18 protein-coding genes are annotated in these 22,261 nt (G+C 40.5%); 9 read left to right on the top strand and 9 right to left on the bottom strand.

Features of this window, described 5'->3' with window-relative positions; genetic code table 11:
• The first annotated feature begins 92 nt into the window (after positions 1–92).
• From FTU02_RS10400 to FTU02_RS10385, 4 genes are all read left to right on the top strand, one after another.
• Positions 93–1,445, top strand: a complete 1,353-nt coding sequence (locus FTU02_RS10400; protein ID WP_180157007.1) for a MacA family efflux pump subunit — start codon at positions 93–95, stop codon at positions 1,443–1,445.
• A gap of 2 nt (positions 1,446–1,447) precedes the next feature.
• Positions 1,448–3,427 carry a MacB family efflux pump subunit gene (locus FTU02_RS10395; protein ID WP_180157005.1) on the top strand — a complete coding sequence of 660 codons (1,980 nt, stop codon included), beginning with the start codon at positions 1,448–1,450 and terminating at the stop codon, positions 3,425–3,427.
• 10 nt (positions 3,428–3,437) lie between these two features.
• The gene (locus FTU02_RS10390; RefSeq protein WP_180157003.1) at positions 3,438–4,841 is read left to right on the top strand and encodes an efflux transporter outer membrane subunit; all 1,404 of its coding nucleotides are present in this window, start codon (positions 3,438–3,440) and stop codon (positions 4,839–4,841) included.
• Positions 4,842–4,972: 131 nt separating this feature from the next.
• Positions 4,973–5,923, top strand: coding sequence for an SUMF1/EgtB/PvdO family nonheme iron enzyme (locus FTU02_RS10385; protein WP_180157001.1), 951 nt, complete (start codon positions 4,973–4,975; stop codon positions 5,921–5,923).
• Positions 5,924–5,943: 20 nt separating this feature from the next.
• Here FTU02_RS10385 and FTU02_RS10380 read toward each other — a convergent pair whose 3' ends face one another.
• The 4 genes from FTU02_RS10380 to FTU02_RS10365 all read right to left on the bottom strand — a co-directional run bounded on the left by FTU02_RS10380 (position 5,944) and on the right by FTU02_RS10365 (position 14,749).
• On the bottom strand, positions 5,944–9,024 hold the full coding sequence (locus FTU02_RS10380) for a hypothetical protein (protein ID WP_180156999.1): 3,081 nt from the start codon (positions 9,022–9,024) through the stop codon (positions 5,944–5,946).
• Between the two features lie 13 nt (positions 9,025–9,037).
• Positions 9,038–11,812 (bottom strand): type VI secretion system Vgr family protein, encoded by a 2,775-nt coding sequence (locus tag FTU02_RS10375; RefSeq protein WP_180156997.1) that lies wholly within the window; start codon positions 11,810–11,812, stop codon positions 9,038–9,040.
• 236 nt (positions 11,813–12,048) lie between these two features.
• Entirely contained in the window at positions 12,049–13,863 is a 1,815-nt protein-coding gene (locus FTU02_RS10370; RefSeq protein ID WP_180156995.1) for a tetratricopeptide repeat protein, read from the bottom strand.
• A gap of 115 nt (positions 13,864–13,978) precedes the next feature.
• Positions 13,979–14,749, bottom strand: coding sequence for a ThiF family adenylyltransferase (locus tag FTU02_RS10365; protein ID WP_180156994.1), 771 nt, complete (start codon positions 14,747–14,749; stop codon positions 13,979–13,981).
• A 199-nt stretch (positions 14,750–14,948) separates the two neighbouring features.
• Here FTU02_RS10365 and FTU02_RS10360 point away from each other — a divergent pair, with 199 nt between their 5' ends.
• Positions 14,949–15,389 (top strand): GNAT family N-acetyltransferase, encoded by a 441-nt coding sequence (locus FTU02_RS10360; protein WP_180156992.1) that lies wholly within the window; start codon positions 14,949–14,951, stop codon positions 15,387–15,389.
• A 55-nt stretch (positions 15,390–15,444) separates the two neighbouring features.
• On the opposite strand, the gene orn is transcribed toward FTU02_RS10360, so the two are convergent.
• Complete coding sequence (gene orn, locus FTU02_RS10355; protein WP_067763591.1) at positions 15,445–16,002, bottom strand: oligoribonuclease; 558 nt, start codon at positions 16,000–16,002, stop codon at positions 15,445–15,447.
• A 125-nt stretch (positions 16,003–16,127) separates the two neighbouring features.
• Here orn and rsgA point away from each other — a divergent pair, with 125 nt between their 5' ends.
• The 4 genes from rsgA to secB all read left to right on the top strand — a co-directional run bounded on the left by rsgA (position 16,128) and on the right by secB (position 18,458).
• Positions 16,128–17,186: a ribosome small subunit-dependent GTPase A gene (rsgA, locus tag FTU02_RS10350; protein WP_180004539.1), complete on the top strand. Its 1,059-nt coding sequence runs from the start codon at positions 16,128–16,130 to the stop codon at positions 17,184–17,186.
• 93 nt (positions 17,187–17,279) lie between these two features.
• A complete protein-coding gene (locus FTU02_RS10345; protein ID WP_078189639.1) occupies positions 17,280–17,687 on the top strand; it encodes a rhodanese-like domain-containing protein in 408 nt (135 codons plus the stop codon).
• 20 nt (positions 17,688–17,707) lie between these two features.
• Positions 17,708–17,962 carry a glutaredoxin 3 gene (gene grxC, locus FTU02_RS10340; protein ID WP_078189640.1) on the top strand — a complete coding sequence of 85 codons (255 nt, stop codon included), beginning with the start codon at positions 17,708–17,710 and terminating at the stop codon, positions 17,960–17,962.
• A 40-nt stretch (positions 17,963–18,002) separates the two neighbouring features.
• Positions 18,003–18,458 (top strand): protein-export chaperone SecB, encoded by a 456-nt coding sequence (secB, locus tag FTU02_RS10335; RefSeq protein ID WP_078189641.1) that lies wholly within the window; start codon positions 18,003–18,005, stop codon positions 18,456–18,458.
• A gap of 150 nt (positions 18,459–18,608) precedes the next feature.
• On the opposite strand, the gene FTU02_RS10330 is transcribed toward secB, so the two are convergent.
• The 4 genes from FTU02_RS10330 to FTU02_RS10315 form a co-directional block, all read right to left on the bottom strand.
• Positions 18,609–19,415, bottom strand: a complete 807-nt coding sequence (locus FTU02_RS10330; protein WP_078189642.1) for an enoyl-ACP reductase — start codon at positions 19,413–19,415, stop codon at positions 18,609–18,611.
• A 151-nt stretch (positions 19,416–19,566) separates the two neighbouring features.
• On the bottom strand, positions 19,567–20,388 hold the full coding sequence (locus FTU02_RS10325) for a TatD family hydrolase (protein ID WP_180156989.1): 822 nt from the start codon (positions 20,386–20,388) through the stop codon (positions 19,567–19,569).
• Positions 20,389–20,396: 8 nt separating this feature from the next.
• Positions 20,397–21,353 carry an RsiV family protein gene (locus tag FTU02_RS10320; protein ID WP_180084685.1) on the bottom strand — a complete coding sequence of 319 codons (957 nt, stop codon included), beginning with the start codon at positions 21,351–21,353 and terminating at the stop codon, positions 20,397–20,399.
• Positions 21,354–21,427: 74 nt separating this feature from the next.
• Positions 21,428–22,255 (bottom strand): hypothetical protein, encoded by an 828-nt coding sequence (locus tag FTU02_RS10315; RefSeq protein WP_180156988.1) that lies wholly within the window; start codon positions 22,253–22,255, stop codon positions 21,428–21,430.
• Positions 22,256–22,261 lie beyond the last annotated feature (6 nt).

Here is a 22,261-nt window from a genome sequence, read left to right as displayed (position 1 = left end):
AATTATCATTACTGTTTGTTCAAAAAGTTCACAATTTATCCGTATTTAAATCTTATAATTCAATCATCTTTATAAACTTTTAACTGCCAATCATGACAAAAATAAAACCAGCAAAATTGATCGTAGCCATCATCGTTGCTTTGGCAATCGCTGTCACTGCATGGCATTTCCTAAAACCTAAAGAAACTCAGCCGCAATATATTACTGCTGAAGTGAGTCGTGGTGACATTGAAAACTCTGTGCTTGCAACAGGTGTACTTGAAGCAACCAAAATGGTGAGTGTTGGTGCACAGGTTTCTGGTCAGGTGAAAAAGATGTATGTGCAGCTCGGCGATGAAGTTAAACAAGGTCAGCTGATTGCCCGTATTGACTCGGTACGTCAGGAAAATGATTTAAAAACTGCAGAAGCTAGCATCAAAAACCAACAAGCGCAATTGGCAGTTAAACAAGCAAATCTTGCAAAAGTCCAAGCTGAATATAATCGTCAACAAGCAATGTACGCTCAAGACGCGACTAGTCGTGCAGAACTTGAATCTGCGCTAGCAAGTTATAAAACTGCGCAAGCTGATATTGCAGCCATTAATGCACAAATCGAACAATCACGTTTAACTTTAGCGACTGCAAAAGAAGACTTAGGCTATACACAAATTGTTGCACCTATGGATGGAACCATCGTGGCGATTGTGACTGAAGAAGGCCAAACCGTAAATGCCAACCAAAGTGCGCCAACCATTGTGAAATTGGCAAAACTCGACACCATGACCATTAAAGCGGAAATTTCTGAAGCCGATGTGATGAAAGTCCAAGAAGGTCAAAACGTTTATTTTACAACCTTGGGCGACAGTGAAACAAAACACTATGCTACCCTGCGCCAAGTTGAACCTGCGCCAAACTCAATTAACACCGAAAGTAACAACAACACCTCTTCGTCTTCAAGTACTGCGGTTTACTACAACGCGTTATTTGATGTCCCAAATGAAGACGGTAAATTGCGTATCGATATGACTGCTCAGGTGTATATCATTTTAGATGAAGCCAAGAATGTCTTGACTGTACCTGCCGCAGCCGTTCAAACCTCGAACCGTCCACAACGTAGCCGTAATAATGCATCTGCAAATGGTGAATCTGCTGATAAAAAAGCCAGCGCAGAAACTAGATCGAACAAAGACAATCCAAACCGTCCTAAACGTTTAGAACTGACTGAAGCTGAAAAAACATTGGTCAAACAAGGTAAAGCGAGCGTTGCCATGGTGCGTGTACTACAAGTCGATGGTTCTGCGCAACCTCAACCGGTATTACTTGGTTTAAATAACCGTGTGACCGCACAAGTGATCCGTGGCTTAAAACAAGGTGACAAAGTCGTGATTGCCGACGGTTCAGATACCTCTAATGATTCAGCGAAACGCAGCAACCGTGGTGGTGCTGGCGGCCCAATGAGAATGTAATCATGAGTCAACATCAAACACCTCTACTCGAGGTCAAGAATCTGACGCGTGAATTCCCTGCCGGAGAAAACACCGTCCAGATTCTAAAAGGGGTGAATCTTGAGATTTATCCAGGTGAACTGGTAGCGATTGTAGGTCAGTCCGGTTCTGGTAAATCTACCCTCATGAATATTTTGGGGTGCCTTGATAAGCCAACCAATGGCAGTTACAAAGTCAAGGGGCGTGAAACTCGTGAACTTGAACCAGATGAACTGGCACAGTTACGCCGTGAATATTTTGGCTTTATTTTCCAGCGTTATCACTTACTCGGTGATTTGAATGCTGCAGGTAACGTCGAAGTTCCCGCAATCTATGCCGGTGCAGATGCAACCGAACGCAATGCACGTGCCAAGCAACTACTAACCGATCTTGGACTGGGTGAAAAAACCCAAAACCGTCCGAGCCAACTCTCGGGTGGTCAGCAACAACGTGTATCGATTGCGCGTGCCCTCATGAATGGTGGCGATGTTATTCTTGCCGATGAACCGACCGGTGCACTAGATAAGAATAGTGGTATTGAAGTAATGCGGATTTTGCGCGAACTCAATGCCAAAGGTCATACCATTATTTTGGTCACGCACGACCATAATGTTGCAAAAAATGCGACGCGTATTATTGAAATTTCTGACGGTAATATCATTTCAGATCAGTCCAATGTGCCTGAAACAGATGATGAACCTTTAGAAAAACAGCAACTCGTTCCAAACACACAGAAAAAAACCTCAAGCTGGCGCTCTGCCGTTGACCGTTTAGGTGAAGCCTTCCGTATGGCGATTTTAGCCATGAATGCTCACCGTATGCGAACATTTTTAACCATGCTCGGGATCATTATTGGTATCGCTTCTGTGGTTTCTGTTGTGGCTCTTGGGAATGGTTCACAAAAGCAAATTTTAGAAAATATCAGCAGTTTAGGTACCAATACCATCACGGTGTATCAAGGTCGAGGCTTTGGTGATAATTCCAGATCCTCCCAAGTAAAAACATTGGTTCCAGCCGATGCGACGGCCCTTGCTGAGCAGCCTTATGTCGATGGCGTTAGTCCTTCAGTCAATTCATCTGTCACAGCACGTTTTAAAGACACAGAAGCGTCGACCACAGTGAATGGCGTGAGTGAAGATTTCTTCTATGTCAAAGGAATGAACTTCGCTTCGGGTCAGCCTTTTGATAAAGAAAGTGTGAATGAGCAAGCGCAAGATGTGGTGATTGATAGTAATACTAAAAATACCTTCTTTGCAGATGGCACTAACCCTGTGGGTCAAGTGATTTTATTAGGCAGTGTGCCGAGCCGTATCATTGGCGTGATCGAAGAACAAAAAAGCATGATGGGCAACTCAGATAGCCTGAATGTGTATTTGCCCTATTCAACGGTCATGAGTCGTATGTTAGGTCAGTCGAATGTACGCAGCATCATTGTCCGCGTAAAAGATGAATACCCAAGTGCTGCGGCTGAGAACGCCATATTGAACTTGTTGGTGCAACGTCATGGCGCGCAAGATGTCTTTACACAAAACTCTGATAGTATCCGTGAAACCATTCAACAAACCACTGCAACAATGACTTTACTGGTTTCAGCGATTGCGGTGATTTCATTGATCGTCGGTGGTATTGGGGTCATGAACATTATGTTGGTTTCGGTGACTGAGCGTACTCAAGAAATTGGTGTACGTATGGCCGTGGGTGCCCGTCAAAGTGATATTTTACAGCAGTTCCTGATTGAGGCGGTGTTGGTGTGTATCTTAGGCGGTGTGCTTGGGGTTTTATTATCTTTAGGTATTGGACAATTGATTAGTCATTTTGCCGGTGGAACATTCCAAATGGCCTATTCAACGACGTCTATCGTTGCTGCATTTGTCTGCTCAAGTATGATTGGTATTGTGTTTGGCTTTATTCCTGCACGTAATGCCGCACAGCTTAACCCTGTCGATGCGCTTTCTCGCGAATAAGGAAATAATGATGCAAATGACCTTAACTAAACTTGCAAGTGCCTTCATTCTCGGAAGTAGCTTAGTCGGCTGTGCCGCTGTGGTTAAGACGCCTTATGAAGCCCCTGCAACACAAATCCCGACGCAATTTCAAAATGCGAAAGCCATGAGTCAGCAAGTTCATGCAGATACTTATGCTGACCAATGGTGGACATTGTTTAATGATGCTCAATTAAACCAGTTGGTGAATCAAGTTTTAGCTGCCAATACAGACCTTGCTGTTGCAGGTATTAATTTACAGCAAGCTCGACTACAAGCAGGTTTAGCTGAAAATAAACAAGGGCCACGCGTGAGTTCAAGTGTGTCGACTGGGCACAATATTGATCTGAACTCAGGGGATGATTCTTCTAGGGGACTATCTGCTAGCGCAGGTGTAAGCTATGAACTGGATTTGTTTGGACGTCTGGCAAGTCAAACCGAAGCAGCCAAATGGGAAGCTTTGGCAACTGAGCAAGATTTACAAGCCACTGCACAAAGTTTAATTGCTACGACTGCTAATCTCTATTGGCAGCTCGGTTATTTAAATGAGCGCTATAGCATTGCTCAGCAGAATTTAGCCAGCACGCAAAAGACGTATGATCTAGTCAAAGTTCAGTACAAAGCGGGTGCTGTTTCAGGTTTGGATTTGACGCAAGCCGAACAGTCGGTCCAAAGTCAAAAATCGACCTTAAGCCAAATTGCCCAACAAAAAGTGGAAACACGTACTGCATTGGCTGTGTTATTACATCAACCTGTGCAACAACTGAATATTTCAGAGCCGCAGCGTTTACCTCGAATTGCATTACCGACGATTGCAGCGGGTTTACCAGCCGAGTTGTTGTCTCGCCGTCCAGATTTACAAGCAAGCGAGTTAAGATTACGTAAAGCTTTGGCAAATAAAGATGCAACGAAAGCGAGTTACTACCCTTCGATCAGTTTGACTGGCAGTTTAGGCTCGAGTAGTACCTCTTTGAGTAATTTATTACAAAACCCTGCTTTGGCTTTGGGTGCGAGTTTGAGTTTACCTTTCTTGCAATATAACGATATGAAGAAAGACCTTGCGATTAGTGATTTAGATTATGAAAAATCTATTATTCAATATCGTCAGACCTTGTATCAGGCTTTTGCCGATGTGGAAAATGCGCTATCCAACCGCACTGAGTTAAGTCAACAAGTTGCTTTGCAAGAACGTAATGTACAGCTTGCAGAAAAGACTGAGCGTTTGACTGAAGTACGTTATCGAAATGGTGCAATTGCGTTGAAAAACTTGCTTGATGCACAGGAGACCACACGTAATGCTCGACTATCTTTGGTTCAAACCAAGCAAAGTCAATACAATGCTTATGTGACTTTAATGCAGGCGTTGGGTGGCAGTCCGATTAAGCAGTTGCCTTGATTTATATTAAAAAAGCCCTGAGGGGCTTTTTTTACATCTAAAGGGTTTAAATAACAAAAACTCTCTTTTTGAGATATTAAAATTGCTTTATTCTTTGGCAGTATTTTAACAACTCTATAATTTTAAAGAATATGATCAATCGAAATTTAGCCATTATTTTACTATCTACTTTTGCTTTAAGTGCTTGTGCAAAAAGTGCGAATGAGCCACAAACTCCTTCTACTAATCAAAAAAATGTTTCTCCCGAATTACAAGCACAAATTCAAAAATTGCTAGAAAAAACCAAGAAGAACATGATTTTTGTGGAAGGTGGTACTTTTATGATGGGAGATTTTGATCATTATGACAGCAAGATTGATAGCAAACCTGTTCACAAAGTAACTCTAGATAGCTTTAGCATGTCTGCTTATAAAGCCACCTATGCAGATTTAGACATATACAGTGCTGCAACCAATACGCCTAAAGTGGTCTCAACTGAATCCTTATCTTCAAAAGCAAGATATCCTAACTCGTCTGCTGGTGTCTCTTGGCAAGAGGGACGAAATTATTGCCAATGGTTAGGAAAACAACTAAAACTTGACATAGATCTCCCGACCGAAGCCCAATGGGAATATGCTGCTCGTAATAGAGGTCAAAAAATTCATTTTCCAACCAATACAGGAAAAATTGAAGATGGAGTAAATGTGTGGAGTTTTGAGCAACGTATACAGTTACGTAAAAAATATAAAGCACCTAAGTCACTTATCTCTGAAGTAGGACAATACCCACCTTCAGCTCTAGGTTTTTATGATTTAACGACAGACAATTACGAATGGATGCTCGACTGGTATGCAGCAGATTACTATCAACACTCCCCAGAAAAAAACCCGCAAGGCCCTAAAACAGGTGCCGAAAAAGTACTACGTAGTGCTAAACCTTTAGATGGACAAACCTTGCAGATGGGAGAGGGTTTAACCGTACGGCGTAGTCATACCCACCCTATTCAACCAATAGATTTCCCTGAAAGATTTAAGGGAGTAATCAATCCAAACTTTGACAACTCTGTACGCTGTGTAGTAAACCAAACTAAAAAAATTATGTAGTCTCACCCAATACAACTCTATCATGTTTGATAGAGTTGTATTTCCTGATCTTCAAATGGCGCTAGAATATCTAAATTTGATGCTAGAATAGCAGTATTGTCTGCATAACCCCCCATATAATCTAACTGTTTAAATTGCATATCATCTTGATTTTTTACAATTAAATGATTCAAAGGGTAGCCTTGTATCGGTTTTGCCTGCTTACGGTATTTGAGGAAATCTTTTAACCATTGGTTCTCTCGACCACCTGCGTAATCTTGCCGCGAATTGAGCGCAATAATAATATCTTCAGCAATACTGGCATCTTCACCATAGTTTAAAAAGCGAATAATATCCCCTTCAATTTTTTGCATATTACTTTTGGACTGGGTTTCAGCACGAGGATGCACATGTTGAATGACATTCATCCATTCCTGAGTGGAGATACAGGTTTTAAATATATTAATAATGGCATTTTTTCGTGTTACAAAACGGTTAATCTCTACATCTAAACCACTCATGCTAATCGTCATATCAAACAAAGAAGCAGTGCGAGTTGTCCAGTGTGTTACCCCATAAATCAATATCCCCTTGGTTTCAGGTGAAGCAATGACTAAACCTTCTAAACCGCTTGGTGAGTTGATATTCATAGCGGCTCTATAACGTTGTTGATCGGAAGATAGTCCTTCAATCCAAACATCAAAATCAATGACTAATTCATTAACATTTTGTGTCAAAGGATGATTATCTCCAATACAATAAGCCAATATTTGTGCTAATGCAGTGAAAGCTAATTTATTAATATATACAAGTTGTTTAAATGCCGCTTGTAATAATTGACTTTTTACAAACAGCGCAAAATGCCACATTTGCTTAAAATCAACTTCAAAGTCTAAAGTTCCCTTTGCCCCAATTCCCCAACATACATGCAAAGCCACACGGAATTTAAATTTTCCACCTTCAAGAAATATTTGAAATTTCCCCTCAAACCCACCGCCAATACTTCCACCCACCGTCGGCGCAGCAGAGGCTAAATTAACAAACTTAGCCGGACTTTCTGTTTTATCGTTATACCACTCTAAAGAGCCCAAAACAGTAACACCCATTTGGGCTCCACCAAATGCTTTTACTTCAGCTGATGCTTGATTTTCTGTTGTTTTGTCAAAATCTGTATCAGTAGGCTCTAAAATTCCGCGGGAAGTAGCATTAGTACGCCTCGGTGTCCGTGTCGTAGGATAAACAACTTGAGGCGCACCAACAGTCATTGGCAAATCAACCGATAAATTACCTGCCAATCCAATATTTGCACCAGCAAAACCATGTAGACTGCAACCGCGAATAAAGCGAATAGTACCTAGAGCCATATCTCCCAACTCTAAATTCCAACCATTTTCACTTGGATAAAAGCTTCTCCACTCTTTTTGCTTTTCAAATAACACAAATTTGGCAGAGATGTCTCCTTTTGCTCTAATTGAAGTTCCTTTATTAGTCGCATGTATGGAAGCCTCGCCTCCATTTCCAGCAACTAAGCGCATCCATTGCGACTCAACACTAACATTAACCCCTTTACTATTTTTATATTGTTCTGCAATTTCGCCACCAATCCCCCCTATCATGTCGTATATTACTTTTTCATCATCACCAAATTTCTTTTTATAAATTTCTACGCTTAGTTGCTCTTTTAAGTCATCGAAGCTTTTCTTCATATCTACTAAATCAATTTCTATATCACCATCTTCTTCATAGTTCCTAGATTTAACTGCCGCAGCTTTTATTTTTACTTTTGCCTCAAAATTTAGTCGCTTTGACTTTAATTGATCATATTCCTTCGCCGTTAAATATTTTCTTAATAGTTGTTTTTCCCCTGTTTTAGTATCTCCTTTGGTTTCTAAAACCAAAACTTCTCGCAAATCTGCTTTATTTCCAAATTTTTCATTTAATTTTTCTATCGCTTTTTGCTGATTAATATTTAATCTTTTTTCAATTTCTTCAATTTCAGCAGTAGACCTAGATAAATAGTTCATTTTCTCGTCTAATTCATATTTTGTACGATGTATATTTTTTATAGAATCTTCTAAGTCACGCGTTATTTTTTCAAATGTATCGAAAGCATCCTGAGGTAATATTAACAATTCATCAGTATGAGGATTGACTACAATGGGTATTTTTTTAGCTTTACCTAAGCCGACAGTAGTATTTTCATTCGGGCTGCTCCCGCCCATTGCTACACCTATACGAATTTGATTAATTTGATTTTTATCAATACAAGTGATCGGGGCAAAAAACTCACTCTCTTTATCTTGATTTCCTATTTTATATTTAACCTGACTACTTTTGGTTGTGAATGCGATTCCTGTTACCCCATTTTTTTCAACACTCTTTGGAAAATTATTTAAAATTGGTTTCTTATTATTTTTCTCAAATACTTGATATTGAATATTAGATATAGGTTTTGACTGTGAATTCATAAACTGAAAAACAGAATACGTCTTCAAGAAAAATACCTTAGCTTTATAAATTTTTTTTGTACATTTCTTTTTATATTCAATATAACTATTGCCTAAATCTTTAAGTGACCGCTCAAATGGTTCAATCAAACCATTACTATTACTTAAGTTTTTATTTTTCAGTATTTCTGCAAATTTTGGATCTATTGGCTTACTACCCGATAATTCAAAAACTGATTTTTGAAAGTTAATTTTTCCAATACCATTGTTTGAAAAAATTCCCTTCGTAGAATTCTCTTTCATTACTTTTATTGTATTTCTTAATTCTTTCTTTCTTAATTCATATTTCTGTTCACTTGGAAATTTAGAGTTTTCAAGTAACTTCTCTTCATCAATGACAATAATATTACTTACATCACTTTTAGAAAATAATGGGATCATCCATTCACTTTTAGCTGAATAAGGACTCTTAAATCCATAAACAAAAAATCTTAGTTGGCAAATACTCTCTACTATTACATTTTTTGTTTGCCCATTTTCATCAGTTACATCCTGTATCTCTTTAACTACTTTGTTATTTTGTACTATTTGTACTTTATATTTTACTTTAGAGAGCGCACCGCCACCCTGCTTATTAAGCTGAATTTTATTATCAATAACGTAATATTTATCCATTTTCTTATCCAATTTAGTTATTTTGCATAATTTTATATTTTGAAGCGTCTTTATCTGAAATATGCACACCTATTTGCTCAGGACCATCAGTTTCAAATCTTTCGGTTTTACCATTAGCATCAGTCTTACCAATTTTTTGCGTACCATCAGATTTAAAAACTACATATTCAACACCTTGTCCTGGCTTACCAAATTCATCGACAATTTCAAATGTTAAGTAACAAGGTGACGAATTTAATTTAATTGGTGGAACCTCCACCTTTTCACCTTCCACAAACTTATGCTGTCCTGCCTTACTTTCAAACTTCGCACCTGTGGTTGGAAATATGCCTGAACCATTAATTTTCACTTGTGAACCACCCGCAGTTAAGTTTATTTCTTTAGGGCTGGTGATATATACCGTATCTTCGGTTGAAATAATCTGAATGCCCTTACGTGCAATTAGATCGAGTCCATCACCTTGTGCCTGAATTTCAACTTTCCCTTTCCCAGCAAATGCTCTCAATCCTTCTTGCGCTGCAAATAAACTGATTTTTTTGCCTGCATGACCTATTAAAGATTTTTGCGTGGAAATGTTCATACTATCGCCTGCAGTTTGGCTGATCTGACCATTTGCAGATACATGTATATCTTCATTACTGCTTAAAGCAATCGAATTGGGGGAGGCCAAGACCATAATGGCCGATTTAAACTCAGCAGTTTTTTGCTGATCATCCTGACTTAATATCTCAATAAAGGCTTGAAGACTCTCCAATACCTCAAGAGGGTCGGTCTTTTGGTTTTTCGCTACATCACTCAGCCCTTTAGCATTATTCAATGCGCTTTCGATTTGTGTATGGGCTTCATGGCTCGCTAAATGCACCCCACCTGCTTGTGCTTGCTGATGTGTCGACACCAATAAGCCTTGCCCAGCCCGTACTGCCCCCCATTGATCGGTCCGCAGCTCAAAACCTTCACCCCGACTTTCACTCTCAGCCTTTTCTTTAGGATGACTTAAATGACCTAAATTCAGTTGTGTTGCACCATGGCTACTTTGCAACTGCGTACTAATTTGTCCCGTGTTGTCATCAAAGCGTAATTGACCAAATCCCTCTCCCGCCACTTCTTTAGAACGAATTCCCGCGAGTTTTTTGGTATCTGGTAATTGTCCTTTATTGTCAAATTTAGTAGGACTACGCTGCGCTTCATGAATACGCCCCACGACAAATGGTCGGTCAATGTTGCCATCAAAGAAATCAACGACGACTATTTCACCAATTCGAGGTAAGAAGCGCGCGCCATAACCTTCGCCAGCCCAAGGCGTCAGTACATCAACCCAAGCCGAGTCTGTGTCATTATTATTCGCACCTGCACCGCCATCATGACCATGATCATCGGAACGGGTAAATAGGAAACGGACTTTTATCCGTCCCCATTCATCAACATGGATTTCTTCACCAGCAGGACCCACAACTTTAGCACGCTGTGGATGTGTTACTGGTCGATGTGTAAGCGGATTAAATTCAGGGACGGTCGTTATATTTCGACGTTGTAAAGCCAAAGTATTGGCTTGGCGTTCATCCGCGTCGCTTTGTTTGACTTGCCACTGACTTTGATGGATCAGTTGTGTAACTTGATCGGTTAAGTCTTTGGGTAAATTATTTTGGTTATAAAAAGACTTGGATAAAATCAAAAACTCTTGATCGGCCCCACGATGCTGGTCAATCTCTGGATGCTCATCCAATTTGAACCAATAACCAACTTGCGTATCACGTACGGTACTTTTGGCAATAAATTGTTTGGCTTGAGCCGCATAATAATCACTAAAATTTTGATTGAGACGTTCAACTTGAGCACTATTAGAGGCAGTTGCAGCATCTTCACCATTCAGATCTTGCATCCATGCAGGGCTCACATGCCATGCCTGCTCTAAGCTTAAGCTCGCATTATCTTGATTTTGACTATGTAGGTGCTTGCTTTGTACTGCACCACCACCTTCGTCCTGTTCAAGCACATCCGCCTGCCACCGCTGCACATGTACCGACGTCGGTTGCAGACTACGCTGACCGATAAAACTGATCATACTGTCATTTTTTTCAGTCGCACTACTACGATGAAAACGGATATTACGTCGCTCTAAAGCTTGATATTGATTATTTTCATCAATCAAACGTAGCTTTTGAGCTGCTATGGGTGTCGCAGACGATGTTACAAAAGATTGAGCTTCATCAACCAACCAATGAATGCCTTCACTGCGTAATAAGCGGGTAATAAAATCATAGTCGGTTTCATTACTTTGCATCATGAATGGTCGAACGTCATACTCTTTTTTTAAGCCACTTAAGTCCAAACTTAAGCTCGCTGCAAAAAGTGGGCTCTTTTTTTGCCATTCCTTAAAAATAATCTCGACCACATCTTTGACCGATTTATTCATAAACACACGGCTATTACGACGCTTATGCCATAGTGCTGTTGCATCTTCTAAGGTCAACTTATATAGCGTTAATGCACCATCACTTTGGCCTTGAAATGCTTCTGTAATGATCCCGGTAATACGAAAAAGTTGCCCCGCATCGGTCACCTGATCGATTGCGACTTGCGTACCAATAAATTGTTTCAGTTCGAGCGTGGCAGAAGTTGAGAGACAGATGAGCTGAACATTCAAACCTTCACTTAAGGCATGTTCCCCATCAATACGTTGCAAGAATACTTGTTCATTCAGCGTGGTGTTGGAAAATTGAATATGCAAGGCACGTTTTTGTGGACTAATGCCCAATTTCTCAAGTGCAGAATAAATATTGTTCAGCATCGTTATTATCTAAAATCAGATTTTTATAAAATATGCGGGGTATTTAATCAAAAAAACTCATATTTTTCTAGGCATAATCTGCCTGCTTTTTTGGGTTTTATGTAAGTAAAAATTCAAATTTCCACATCAATTCTTTATGTTACTTTTACTCTATTTATTTCTGCATTAAAAAAATATAGAGACCATCAAACTAAACTTCAGGTCTCTTCATACCACCTTACTGCCTTGCATCACGATTAATTGGCATTTAAAAATGCGTGAATATTCTCCAATTGTTCTTGTGCTTCGACAAAGCCTTGCAAGGCCGCTTTTTCCAAATATTGCTGTGCAATTTTAAGATCACGCTCTACGCCCATGCCATGAATATATAAATAGCCCAATCGCGTTAACGCCGCAGCACTCATCCCCTGAGCCGCTTGTGCATAATAGCTATGCGCTTGGGTTAAATCTTGCTGTACACCTAAACCATGTTCTGACATTTCACCAAGTTGGTACAAGGCAGTCACATTACCCAATGCTGCCGCTTGCGAGAAATACTGCAATGCTTGTTGGAAATCTTGTGTTCCCCATTGTCCTTTTAAATTAACTAGACCTAGTTGCGTAAGTGCATCAGGATGGCCTAATTTTGCCGCTTTCAACAATGCCCGCTGTGTTTGAGCATCATCAAATTGTAGATCAGGTAAGATATTGTCCACGGCTAAACGGTAGAGATACCAAGCAGCATCCTGCGAACCTTGTTCTGCGGCTTTTTCCAGATAACTCAGACACTGATCACGATGCGGTAAAGGATATTCTGGCAATGCATAAAAACGTCCAATCACATAATTCTGATCGGCGACACAAGTAATGGACATTTCATTTAAATCCCTAGCAGCTTCAATTAAAAGTTGCTGCGCTTGCTTGATATTTCGCTCAACACCGACCCCGTGTAGATAGCATAGGGCCAAACCAACTTGGTTAATGAATAATGGTTTGAATTGATACGCTGTTTGATATAACTCAAATGCTTTTTGCGGATCATCACGAACCAAATACTTTTCAAAATACAGTGCGGCAATAAGACTAATCGCTTCAGCATCTTTAAGTTGAGCAGCTTCGGTCAGAAAGCGAAAACCTAAAGTTTCCTGCTTCTCCAAGTACCAACCATGAAAATGTGCAATACCTAATAATCGGCTGGCTGCAGCAACTTTGTGCTCTTTGGCCTGCTGCAAAAGATCATGATAAACCCGCTGACGCTGATCGACATCGATCTTACCCATCAATACTGCTTGATAATATTCATACAACTGCTGCTGGTGCCCGAGTAGCAATCCTCGCTTTAAATATTGCAATGACTTTTCATCATTTTGTGCAAGATACTTTCCTTTTGCATAGAATTGCTGCAATTGCTGAATAGCCGCCATATGGTCTTGTTGAGCAGCTTTCAGTAAATATTCCACTCCCAAAGTAATATTTGGCGTGGCTTGGTTTAAATAGAACTGTGCCAATTGATACTGTGAATTGGCATGTCCATTGTCCGCATTTTTTTGCAACAAATCTAAATGTTGTTGCTCGGCATGTGTCTGATCTTCTGGGTTTAGTTCGGCGAGTCGATATTGCGCATCCAAATGACCGCGTGAAATCGCATGTCGATACCAATACTGCGCTTTTTCAAGATTGGGTACACCGCCATAGATACCTTCTTCAACTTGCCCCAACACATATGCAGCATCATCACTACCTAAACTATTGGCTTTTTCCAATAAAGCCAGCGCATTTTCCACACTGACTTCTCGGCCTAAGCCTTGTAAATGCATCTGTCCCATAGCGACATAGGCCTGTGGAATTTCATGCTGTTTGGCCAAATTTTGATACAACTCATAGGCACGCGCATAGTCGGTTGGTGCATCAAGCATTAAACGTTCTGCAAATTTCAGCTGTGCATCTAATTGGTCTATCCACAAGTCATGCCCAACCGCTTTAGCCTGATCGCGTTTCACTGGATCGGGTCTTTTCCACATCCAAAACGCAAGTGCTCCCATCCCCAAAATTAGTATCAGTAAAAACCACATACTCGCCCCAAAAAATCAATATTTTAATTATTCCAACATTGTGTCTGATTTTAATTCTATATACAAAAGAAGCACCGAATTTGGTGCTTTATTTTTTTTCAAAATGAGATAGCTGTCATGCTTTTGCTCGTTTTGCATCAAGTTTTTTGAGCACCTCTGACACAGCCACCATCGCAAAGCTGGACGTCACCACTACTGCTGAACCATATCCACCACAACGTAAGCCCGCACTTGGACAAACATCAGCACTGGAAAATGGATTATCAATCGAATAAACACAGGTAATCCCAAACTTTTCTTTCGGCTTTTTACAAATGCCTTTGCCGCGTAATTGTGTGCGCAATTTGGCTAACATTGGGTCTTGCTCTGTTCTTGATAAATCTGCGACTCGGATTTTCAGCGGATCAAGTTTACCCCCTGCTCCACCGGAAACGATCAACGGAATTTTATTAAAACGGCAATGTAGCATTAAGGCAAATTTGGCCTTCACGTCATCTATGCAATCTAAAATCAAGTCAGGATCACCTGCCAAAATTTCTTTGACATTTTCAGGTGTAAGATAATCATCAATCAAATTTATTTTGATTCGGGGATTAATCGCACGGCAGCGCTCTGCCATCACTTCAATTTTTTCATGTCCCAATGTCGTGCTCATGGCAGGCAATTGTCGATTAATATTCGATGCAGCAACCACATCCATATCGACCAAGGTCAGCTCACCAATACCTGTACGCGCTAAAGCTTCGACTGCCCATGAGCCTACACCACCAATCCCAATCACCATGACATGACTTTTTTCATAATGATGAAAACTTTCATCACTATATATTTTGGCTACGCCAGCAAAACGGCGGTCATATTCATCATTTTGGAGCAGTTCAGTCATAGGTTTGGAAGCTGTGTTAAATCAGCCGCCATTTTAGCAAATTCGCTACTTATTTTCTTTGATAAAACGCAATTCAGCAGACAGCGCAACAGAGCGGCATTCGCATCAGGTCTAAATCCATCAAAATAAACATTTACAGTGAACGGAGGTCTGCTTTAAAAAGTATAACCATAAATCTAAAACTCAAGTGTGTATTGCCATGGACATCCATCCTCTGCCAAATAATTTAAAAATTACCGATGACAAAAATGAAATGGATTTAGACACCGTGCATCGCTTTTTAAGCCATACCTATTGGTCAAAAGATATTCCGAAAAATGTGGTGAAAAAAGCGATTGAAAACTCTTTGGCCGTGGCTCTACTTCTCGATGATGAACTCATCGGTTTTGGTCGTGCTATTACGGATTATGCAACTTTTGCTTATTTAGCCGATATTTATGTCGCCGATGAGCATCGAGGCAAAGGCTATTCAAAATTAATTGTGAGTACTTTATTTGAAAAATGTGGCTCCGCAGATCTCAGACGCATGTTACTTGCAACGGCGGATGCACATGGTCTATATCGTCAATTTGGCTTCACTGATTTGGCTCAACCTGCAAGTTTTCTCGAAATTCATCAAGCCAACATCTATCAACGATAGAGAAAATATCTCGGATAAAAAAAGAGGCTTTCGCCTCTTTTTCGATCTTACAACCTTAGTCTTTATTCATAATAAAGAAATATTCACGGTAGTATTTAAGCTCTGCAATCGAGTCACGGATATCATCCATTGCTAAATGCGAGGCATTTTTCTTCAAGCCACCCATAATCTCTGGGCGCCAGCGTTTCGCCAATTCTTTCACTGATGATACATCGAGATTACGGTAGTGGAAGTATTGTTCCATTTCAGGCATCAAACGATGCAAGAAACGACGATCTTGGCAAATTGAGTTACCGCACATCGGTGATGATTTTGGATTCACCCATTTTTTCAAAAATTCTAAAGTTTGCTGTTCAGCATCTTGTGCTGTCAATTTACTACGACGTACACGTTCGATCAGACCTGATTGACCATGTTGGCGAGTGTTCCACTCATCCATTGCATTGAGCACACGATCAGACTGATGTACCGCAAGCACAGGCCCTTCCGCCAGAATATTTAAATTATCATCCGTCACAATTGTTGCAACTTCAATAATCTGGTCGTTATCTGTATCTAGACCTGTCATTTCAAGGTCAATCCAAATCAGGCGTGTATCAGGTGTGCTGCTCATAAATGTGCAATCTTATTAGGCTGTAAAAATGAACATAGTAGCAAATTTATTGGGCTTGCGCTGTAAATAGACCCTGCTTTCATGCTATTTTTGCCATCTAGTTTTCACGGTTTTTTAGGATATGAATGGCTTTAATTCGTAAGCGCCGACTGACTGAACAGCAGCAACGTCGCATTCAGAAGCAACATAAATCTCGTCAGGAAGAAATCGATACTTCTGCAGATTTGGAAGGCTTGGTCGTCCAACATTATGGTCGTCAACTTGAAGTTCAAGCGCTGTCTACACCCGACCAACATCCTGAAAAACCTATTGTGCAAGCTGGTGAACCTGAACCACATTGGAAACCCATCGAATTAGGCAGTGTTTGGCGCTGCCATACCCGTACCAATCTCGAATTATTGGTGACGGGTGACCGTGTCAAATGGCAAGCTGACCCGATCACAGGTTTAGGGATTATTACCGCGATTCATCCACGCCAATCTTTACTGACACGCCCTGACCGTTATCACAAAGTGAAACCTGTCGCAGCCAATGTCAGCCTGATTGTGATTGTATTTGCACCGCTTCCTGAGCCAGCACCTGGCCTGATTGACCGCTATTTGGTGGCCTGTGCAGATGCCGATATTCCAGCCTTATTGGTCTTAAATAAATCAGACTTACTTAAAGACAACGATCCGATCTTAACGCTATTACAAGAATATCGTGACTTGGGCTATGAGGTCATGCAAACCCAATCCGATGGTGACTTAAGCGCACTTTCTGCTCGACTTTCTGGTGAAACTGTCGCATTTGTAGGTCAGTCTGGGGTTGGTAAGAGCACTTTAATTAATGCCATTGTTCCGGATGCTGCGCAAAAAACCAATATTATTTCGGAAAACTCCGCGCTCGGTCAGCACACCACCACCTCTACGCGCTTAATTGCGTTTGGTGAAGGTTCTGCATTGATTGATTCACCGGGAATCCGTGAATTTGGTTTATGGCACTTAGAACTGGAAAAAGTTCAACAAGGTTTCCCTGAGATCGAGTCACATTTGGGTTATTGTCAGTTCCGTAACTGTACGCATAAACATGAAAAGCAATGTGCGCTTAGAATGGCGGCTCAAAATGGCGAAATTTTACCGCGCCGATTAGACAGTTATTTACGTCTGATCGACGAAATCACGGAAGCGCAGCAAAAAAATTAATTTTTATTCTGTTTATGCCCTTGAAGGGGTGATTTTGATCACCATATTTATGGGCTATACTCTTGGCAATTTAAAATTGTAGTTAGGTGAATTGTGGAACGTTGGTTCGAATTTATGGGGAATCACCCCTTCTTATTTGGAACGCTGGCTGTATTGGTCGTGCTGTTCTTTATTCTTGAAGGCCAGCGTAATGGTCGCAAAATTTCACCTCAATCTTTAGGGATTTTAGTTAAAGCTAAAAATGCTCAATTGATTGACTTACGTGATGCGAAAGACTTCCGCGAAGGTCATATTAGCGGTAGCCGTAATATTCCATATAGCCAAATTACAAAACACATTGAAGAGTTAAAAACTTCTGATCGCCCGTTGGTTTTTGTATGTAACCTTGGTCAAGTGGCAGGTTCTGCATTGCAACAAGTCGGTCATGCAGATGCATACCGTTTAGACGGCGGCATTAGCAACTGGAAAGCTCAAGGCTTACCTCTAGTTAAAAGCAAATAACCGCTTCTTAGGAGATTAACATGGCTGAAGTTACGATTTATTCAACAACTGTATGTCCTTACTGCATTCGTGCAAAACAGCTCCTAGAGCGTAAAGGCGTGGCTTATAAAGAAATTAATTTATCAAATGAAGCGCCTGAAGTACGTGTTGAATTGATGCAACGCACCAACCACCGTACCGTTCCTCAAATTTTTATTAATGATCAGTTTATTGGCGGTTTTGACCAACTTTATGCTTTAGAGCGTGAAGGCAAACTCGACGGCATGCTATCTTAATTTTAAACATAAATCGTCACCTCATATTAAGGAATAAACAATGAGTGAAGAACAACAAGCTCAACCACAATTGGCATTAGAGCGCATTTATACTAAAGATATTTCTTTCGAAGTACCTGGGGCTCAAGTATTTACTAAAGAATGGCAGCCTGAACTAAATATCAACCTTTCTTCTTCTGCAGAAAAAGTTGATCCAACACACTTCGAAGTTTCACTGAAAGTTGTCGTTCAAGCGAACAATGCGGGTGACACTGCATTTATCGTTGACGTTACTCAAGCAGGTATCTTCCTAATCGATAGCGTTGAAGAAGAACGTCTTCCTTACATTCTTGGTGCTTACTGCCCAAATATCTTGTTCCCATTCCTACGTGAAGCTGTGAACGATATGGTTACTAAAGGCAGCTTCCCACAATTATTGCTTACACCAATTAACTTCGATGCTGAATTCGAAGCGAATTTGCAACGTGCGCAAACTGCTGCTGAAGGCCAAGCTTAATTACTTGATCTCAGATATAAAAAAGACCGCTTTTAGCGGTCTTTTTTATTGCCTTTTAGCTTCCCCCTTTACTAAAAGGGGGAATGAGGGGGATTTACTTCTACTTAACAAAATCCCTCCCACCCTCCCTTTTAAAAAGGGAGGAGCAAATTACTCGGCATCTGCCATTAGATCAGCGCTCATACCTACAGTATTAAAGCCAGCATCAACATACAGAATTTCACCTGTAATACCATTTGCCCAAGGCGAGCAAAGGAACAATGCTGCATTACCGACATCTTCAATGGTGACATTGCGTTTAAGCGGTGCGACTTTTTCATTTAGATCTAACATTTTACGGAAAGATTTAATCCCTGAAGCCGCTAAGGTACGAATCGGACCTGCTGAAATCGCATTTACACGAATACCTTCAGCACCAAGACTTGTTGCCAAATAACGTACGCCTGCTTCTAGTGACGCTTTTGCCATGCCCATAACGTTATAGTTTGGCATTACGCGTTCAGAACCTTGGTAAGTCAGCGTCAATAAGCAACCTTGACGTGCAGCCAATAAAGGTTTTGCCGCACGAGCCATCGCAATAAAGCTATATGCGCTGATGTCGTGAGCAATTTTAAAACCTTCACGGTCGGTAATATCAGTGAAATCGCCATCTAAAGTATGTGCCGGTGCAAAACCAATTGAATGCACAACACCATCTAGACCATCCCAATGTTTAGCAAGTTCAGCAAAAGCGGTATCAATTTCAGCGTCCACTGCGACATCACATGGGAAAACTAAAGTTGAACCAAATTGTTCAGCAAAATCATCTACACGTTTTTTTAATTTTTCGTTTGGATAAGTAAAAGCCAGTTCTGCACCTTCGCGATGTAAAGCTTGCGCAATACCAAATGCGATTGATAACTTACTTGCAATACCCGCGATTAAAAAGCGTTTGCCAGCCAATAGTCCTTGTGCCATGTGAAACTCACTCAAAATAATTTAACAGCATAATGCCAAGTCTAAAGCATTTTAGAAATTGCATAATGCGCCTTTTTTTATAAAACCATCATTGCATGCACGATGCGAATGAAACTAGATTCAATCAAGCAGCATCAATATTTATTGGCCCTTAAGCGTCCAGATGCAATGCTTGTAATGAATTAGTCCATAAGATCTGTGCAATCTCAGATTCAGTACGGTTTAAGCTCTGAGCTAGCCCCTGCAAGACATAGGGCAAATTGACCGGCGTATTGCGAGTACGCCCTTCCGTTGAATGCTGACAACATAAGGGTGTCATATCTGGACAGTCAGTTTCTAAGACCAAATGATCTACACCCAAAGTCTGAACCACTTGATGTAATTTTTTTGCATTAGGATTGGTGATTTGCCCTGTTACACCGATTTTAAAACCTAGCTTGGTAAATGCCTTCGCTTCTTCAACACCACCACTAAATGCATGTGCAATACCACCGAGCTTAAATTGATGCTTTTTCAACATCGAAAGCACCTCCGCATGGGATTTACGAATATGCAGCAAAATAGGTTTATCAAACTGCTGTGCTAACTCAAGTTGTGCGGAAAAATACTGCTGCTGCTTTTGAAAAAGTTCAGGCTGTTTATGCTGTTTCAAAAAGGTATCTAAACCTATTTCACCGACAGCAACACAATCATGCTGCTTTAGCATCTGTTCCACGTCGAGCAAATGTTCTGCACGATGTTGCTCAATATAAAACGGATGTAAGCCGGGGGCTAAATAGCTTTTGGGAGCATTGGATAAACGAGCTAAAAACTCTTGGGTTTGCAGCAAATTGTGAAAACGTGACTGTACAAAACCAATCAATACTAACGCATCGACACCCGCTTGTTTGGCAGCATACGCCAACTGTTCCCGATCAGCGTCAAAATCGGGAACATCAAAATGCGTATGCGTATCAAACAGTGAGTAAGTCATTGAACTAATTAATTTGCTTTTGCGGCTGAGGCTTCAACAGCTTCAACTGGAGGTAGATATTGCTTTTTCAATACACTTTGCAATTGATCATACGGAATGGTCAAACGTGGTAAACCCACCACATACGGCCCAATTTCATATTCGGCATATTGCAAAATTAAACCTTGCTGACTCAGATAAAAATTATCAGACAGTTTAAATTTCCAAATCTGTTCGTATTCTTGAATATTGTCTGCCAACTTGGCATCTTTCACCCAAGTTTTAAATACTTCATAGCCCCGCTTTTCAAGCTCAGCACGTTGATTAGGCAATAATATGTCGTTGAGCTGCACCAATTTTTGAGTGCTTAAATCGAAGTTATAATATTGCTGTGCAGAAGAACCATGCGCTCCACCTAAATATGAACTGGTATTTAAAACCACTGTTGCCAAGGGTTTTTCAGCATTCAATATTTTAGGTTTAATCATCAAACTGATTTGCTGATTGGCACTTAAAGATTTCAACTCTTTATCTAAATTTAAGAACGCTTGCATGTAAGGCTGCGTGGCTTTTTCCAATTTTAATTTGGGCGTTTCAACCTTTGCCAAAGCAGATTTTGCTTCAGACGCTGCAGGAACTTCACTTGCAGCGGGAGCATCAGTACTCAGCGTTTTATCTTCTAAAGGCGATACAGATAGAATTTCACCTAACTGTTTTAGAATTTCCGCATCAATAAAGTCATCAATAAAGGCTTGATTACTGTTTAAGCGTTCAACTGAAATTTCAGGACAGACCCCGCCATCACATTCAGGTAAATTCAGTTGTAATTTTTCCGCATCACCAATCAGTTTTGCACTCAAATCTGGCTGTTCAGTTTTTGCTTGATCTGGCTTTTTTTCAGGTTCAGCTTGTTGTGGCTGACACGCCGTGAATGCAACAGAAACTGCCAATATTGAGCTTGCCCAAATTTTATTTTTTTGCACCATTGCTTCAACCTTTCATTTCGAATGATTGATATTTATTTTGGTAAATATCTTATCAAATTAAATACTTTCGTTGTTTAGAACATATGCTGATAAACGTCAGCTTTCAATACTTGTTGTGTTTGCGCTTTGCTGAGATAAATATCCAATTGTTTACCATCTTTGACAATTTCATCTGTACGGTAATGCAAACCAACGCCTTCTTGATCAAAGAACCAATCCGCTTGGCCCCAATAGAGTTTTTTCGGTGCCGATTTTTTGACATCTACCACTTGTTCATCTAACCATTTGCTATAGGCTTGCTGCACAATAGCATCCATATTTTGCTGTTGCTTTGCTTCAATAATATCTAAAGGCTTAAGATTCTTTTTCGCACGGCGGTCTGCCACAAAAAAATAATACCGCTCTTTGACTGTGATATTTTCCTGTTTGGTATCAACACCGATTTGCAGCAACACATATTGATTCCGTTGATATGGAACTCGTGTGTACATGGCCAATTCGTAGGCTTTATTGGTTTTAAACTCTGCCTGCCAAGCATCTGATTTTTTCACATACGCATCGACGGCTTGTTGGAGATTCATATTTTGCTTTAATGCAATCTGATCTTGTACGACGCTGGCCTGATTCTTTTCAATCCAGCCATTCAACCATGTATCTACGGTCTGAATGGTTTGTATCTCTAAATCAATACAACTTTTATTTTCACAAAACGGTTTGGCAATTTTTGCTGCTTGCTCTCGAATATTTAAATAGGGCAAAACATCTGGATTGATCACGACCGCTTCAGAAGCACCACCGTCGGCCGGCTTTGTCGCTTTGTTTTCTTTTCCTGAATCACATGCACTGAGCAGCAAAACACTCCCCAAAAGTGCAAAAACTGTAGCATCCTTGAATTTTTTCATGATGTC

The sequence above is a fragment of the Acinetobacter sp. YH12045 genome, assembly GCF_013419925.1.
Lineage (GTDB): Bacteria > Pseudomonadota > Gammaproteobacteria > Pseudomonadales > Moraxellaceae > Acinetobacter > Acinetobacter amyesii.
Note: the sequence above shows the minus strand (reverse complement) of the source record. Positions and strands in the feature narration are given on the sequence as shown.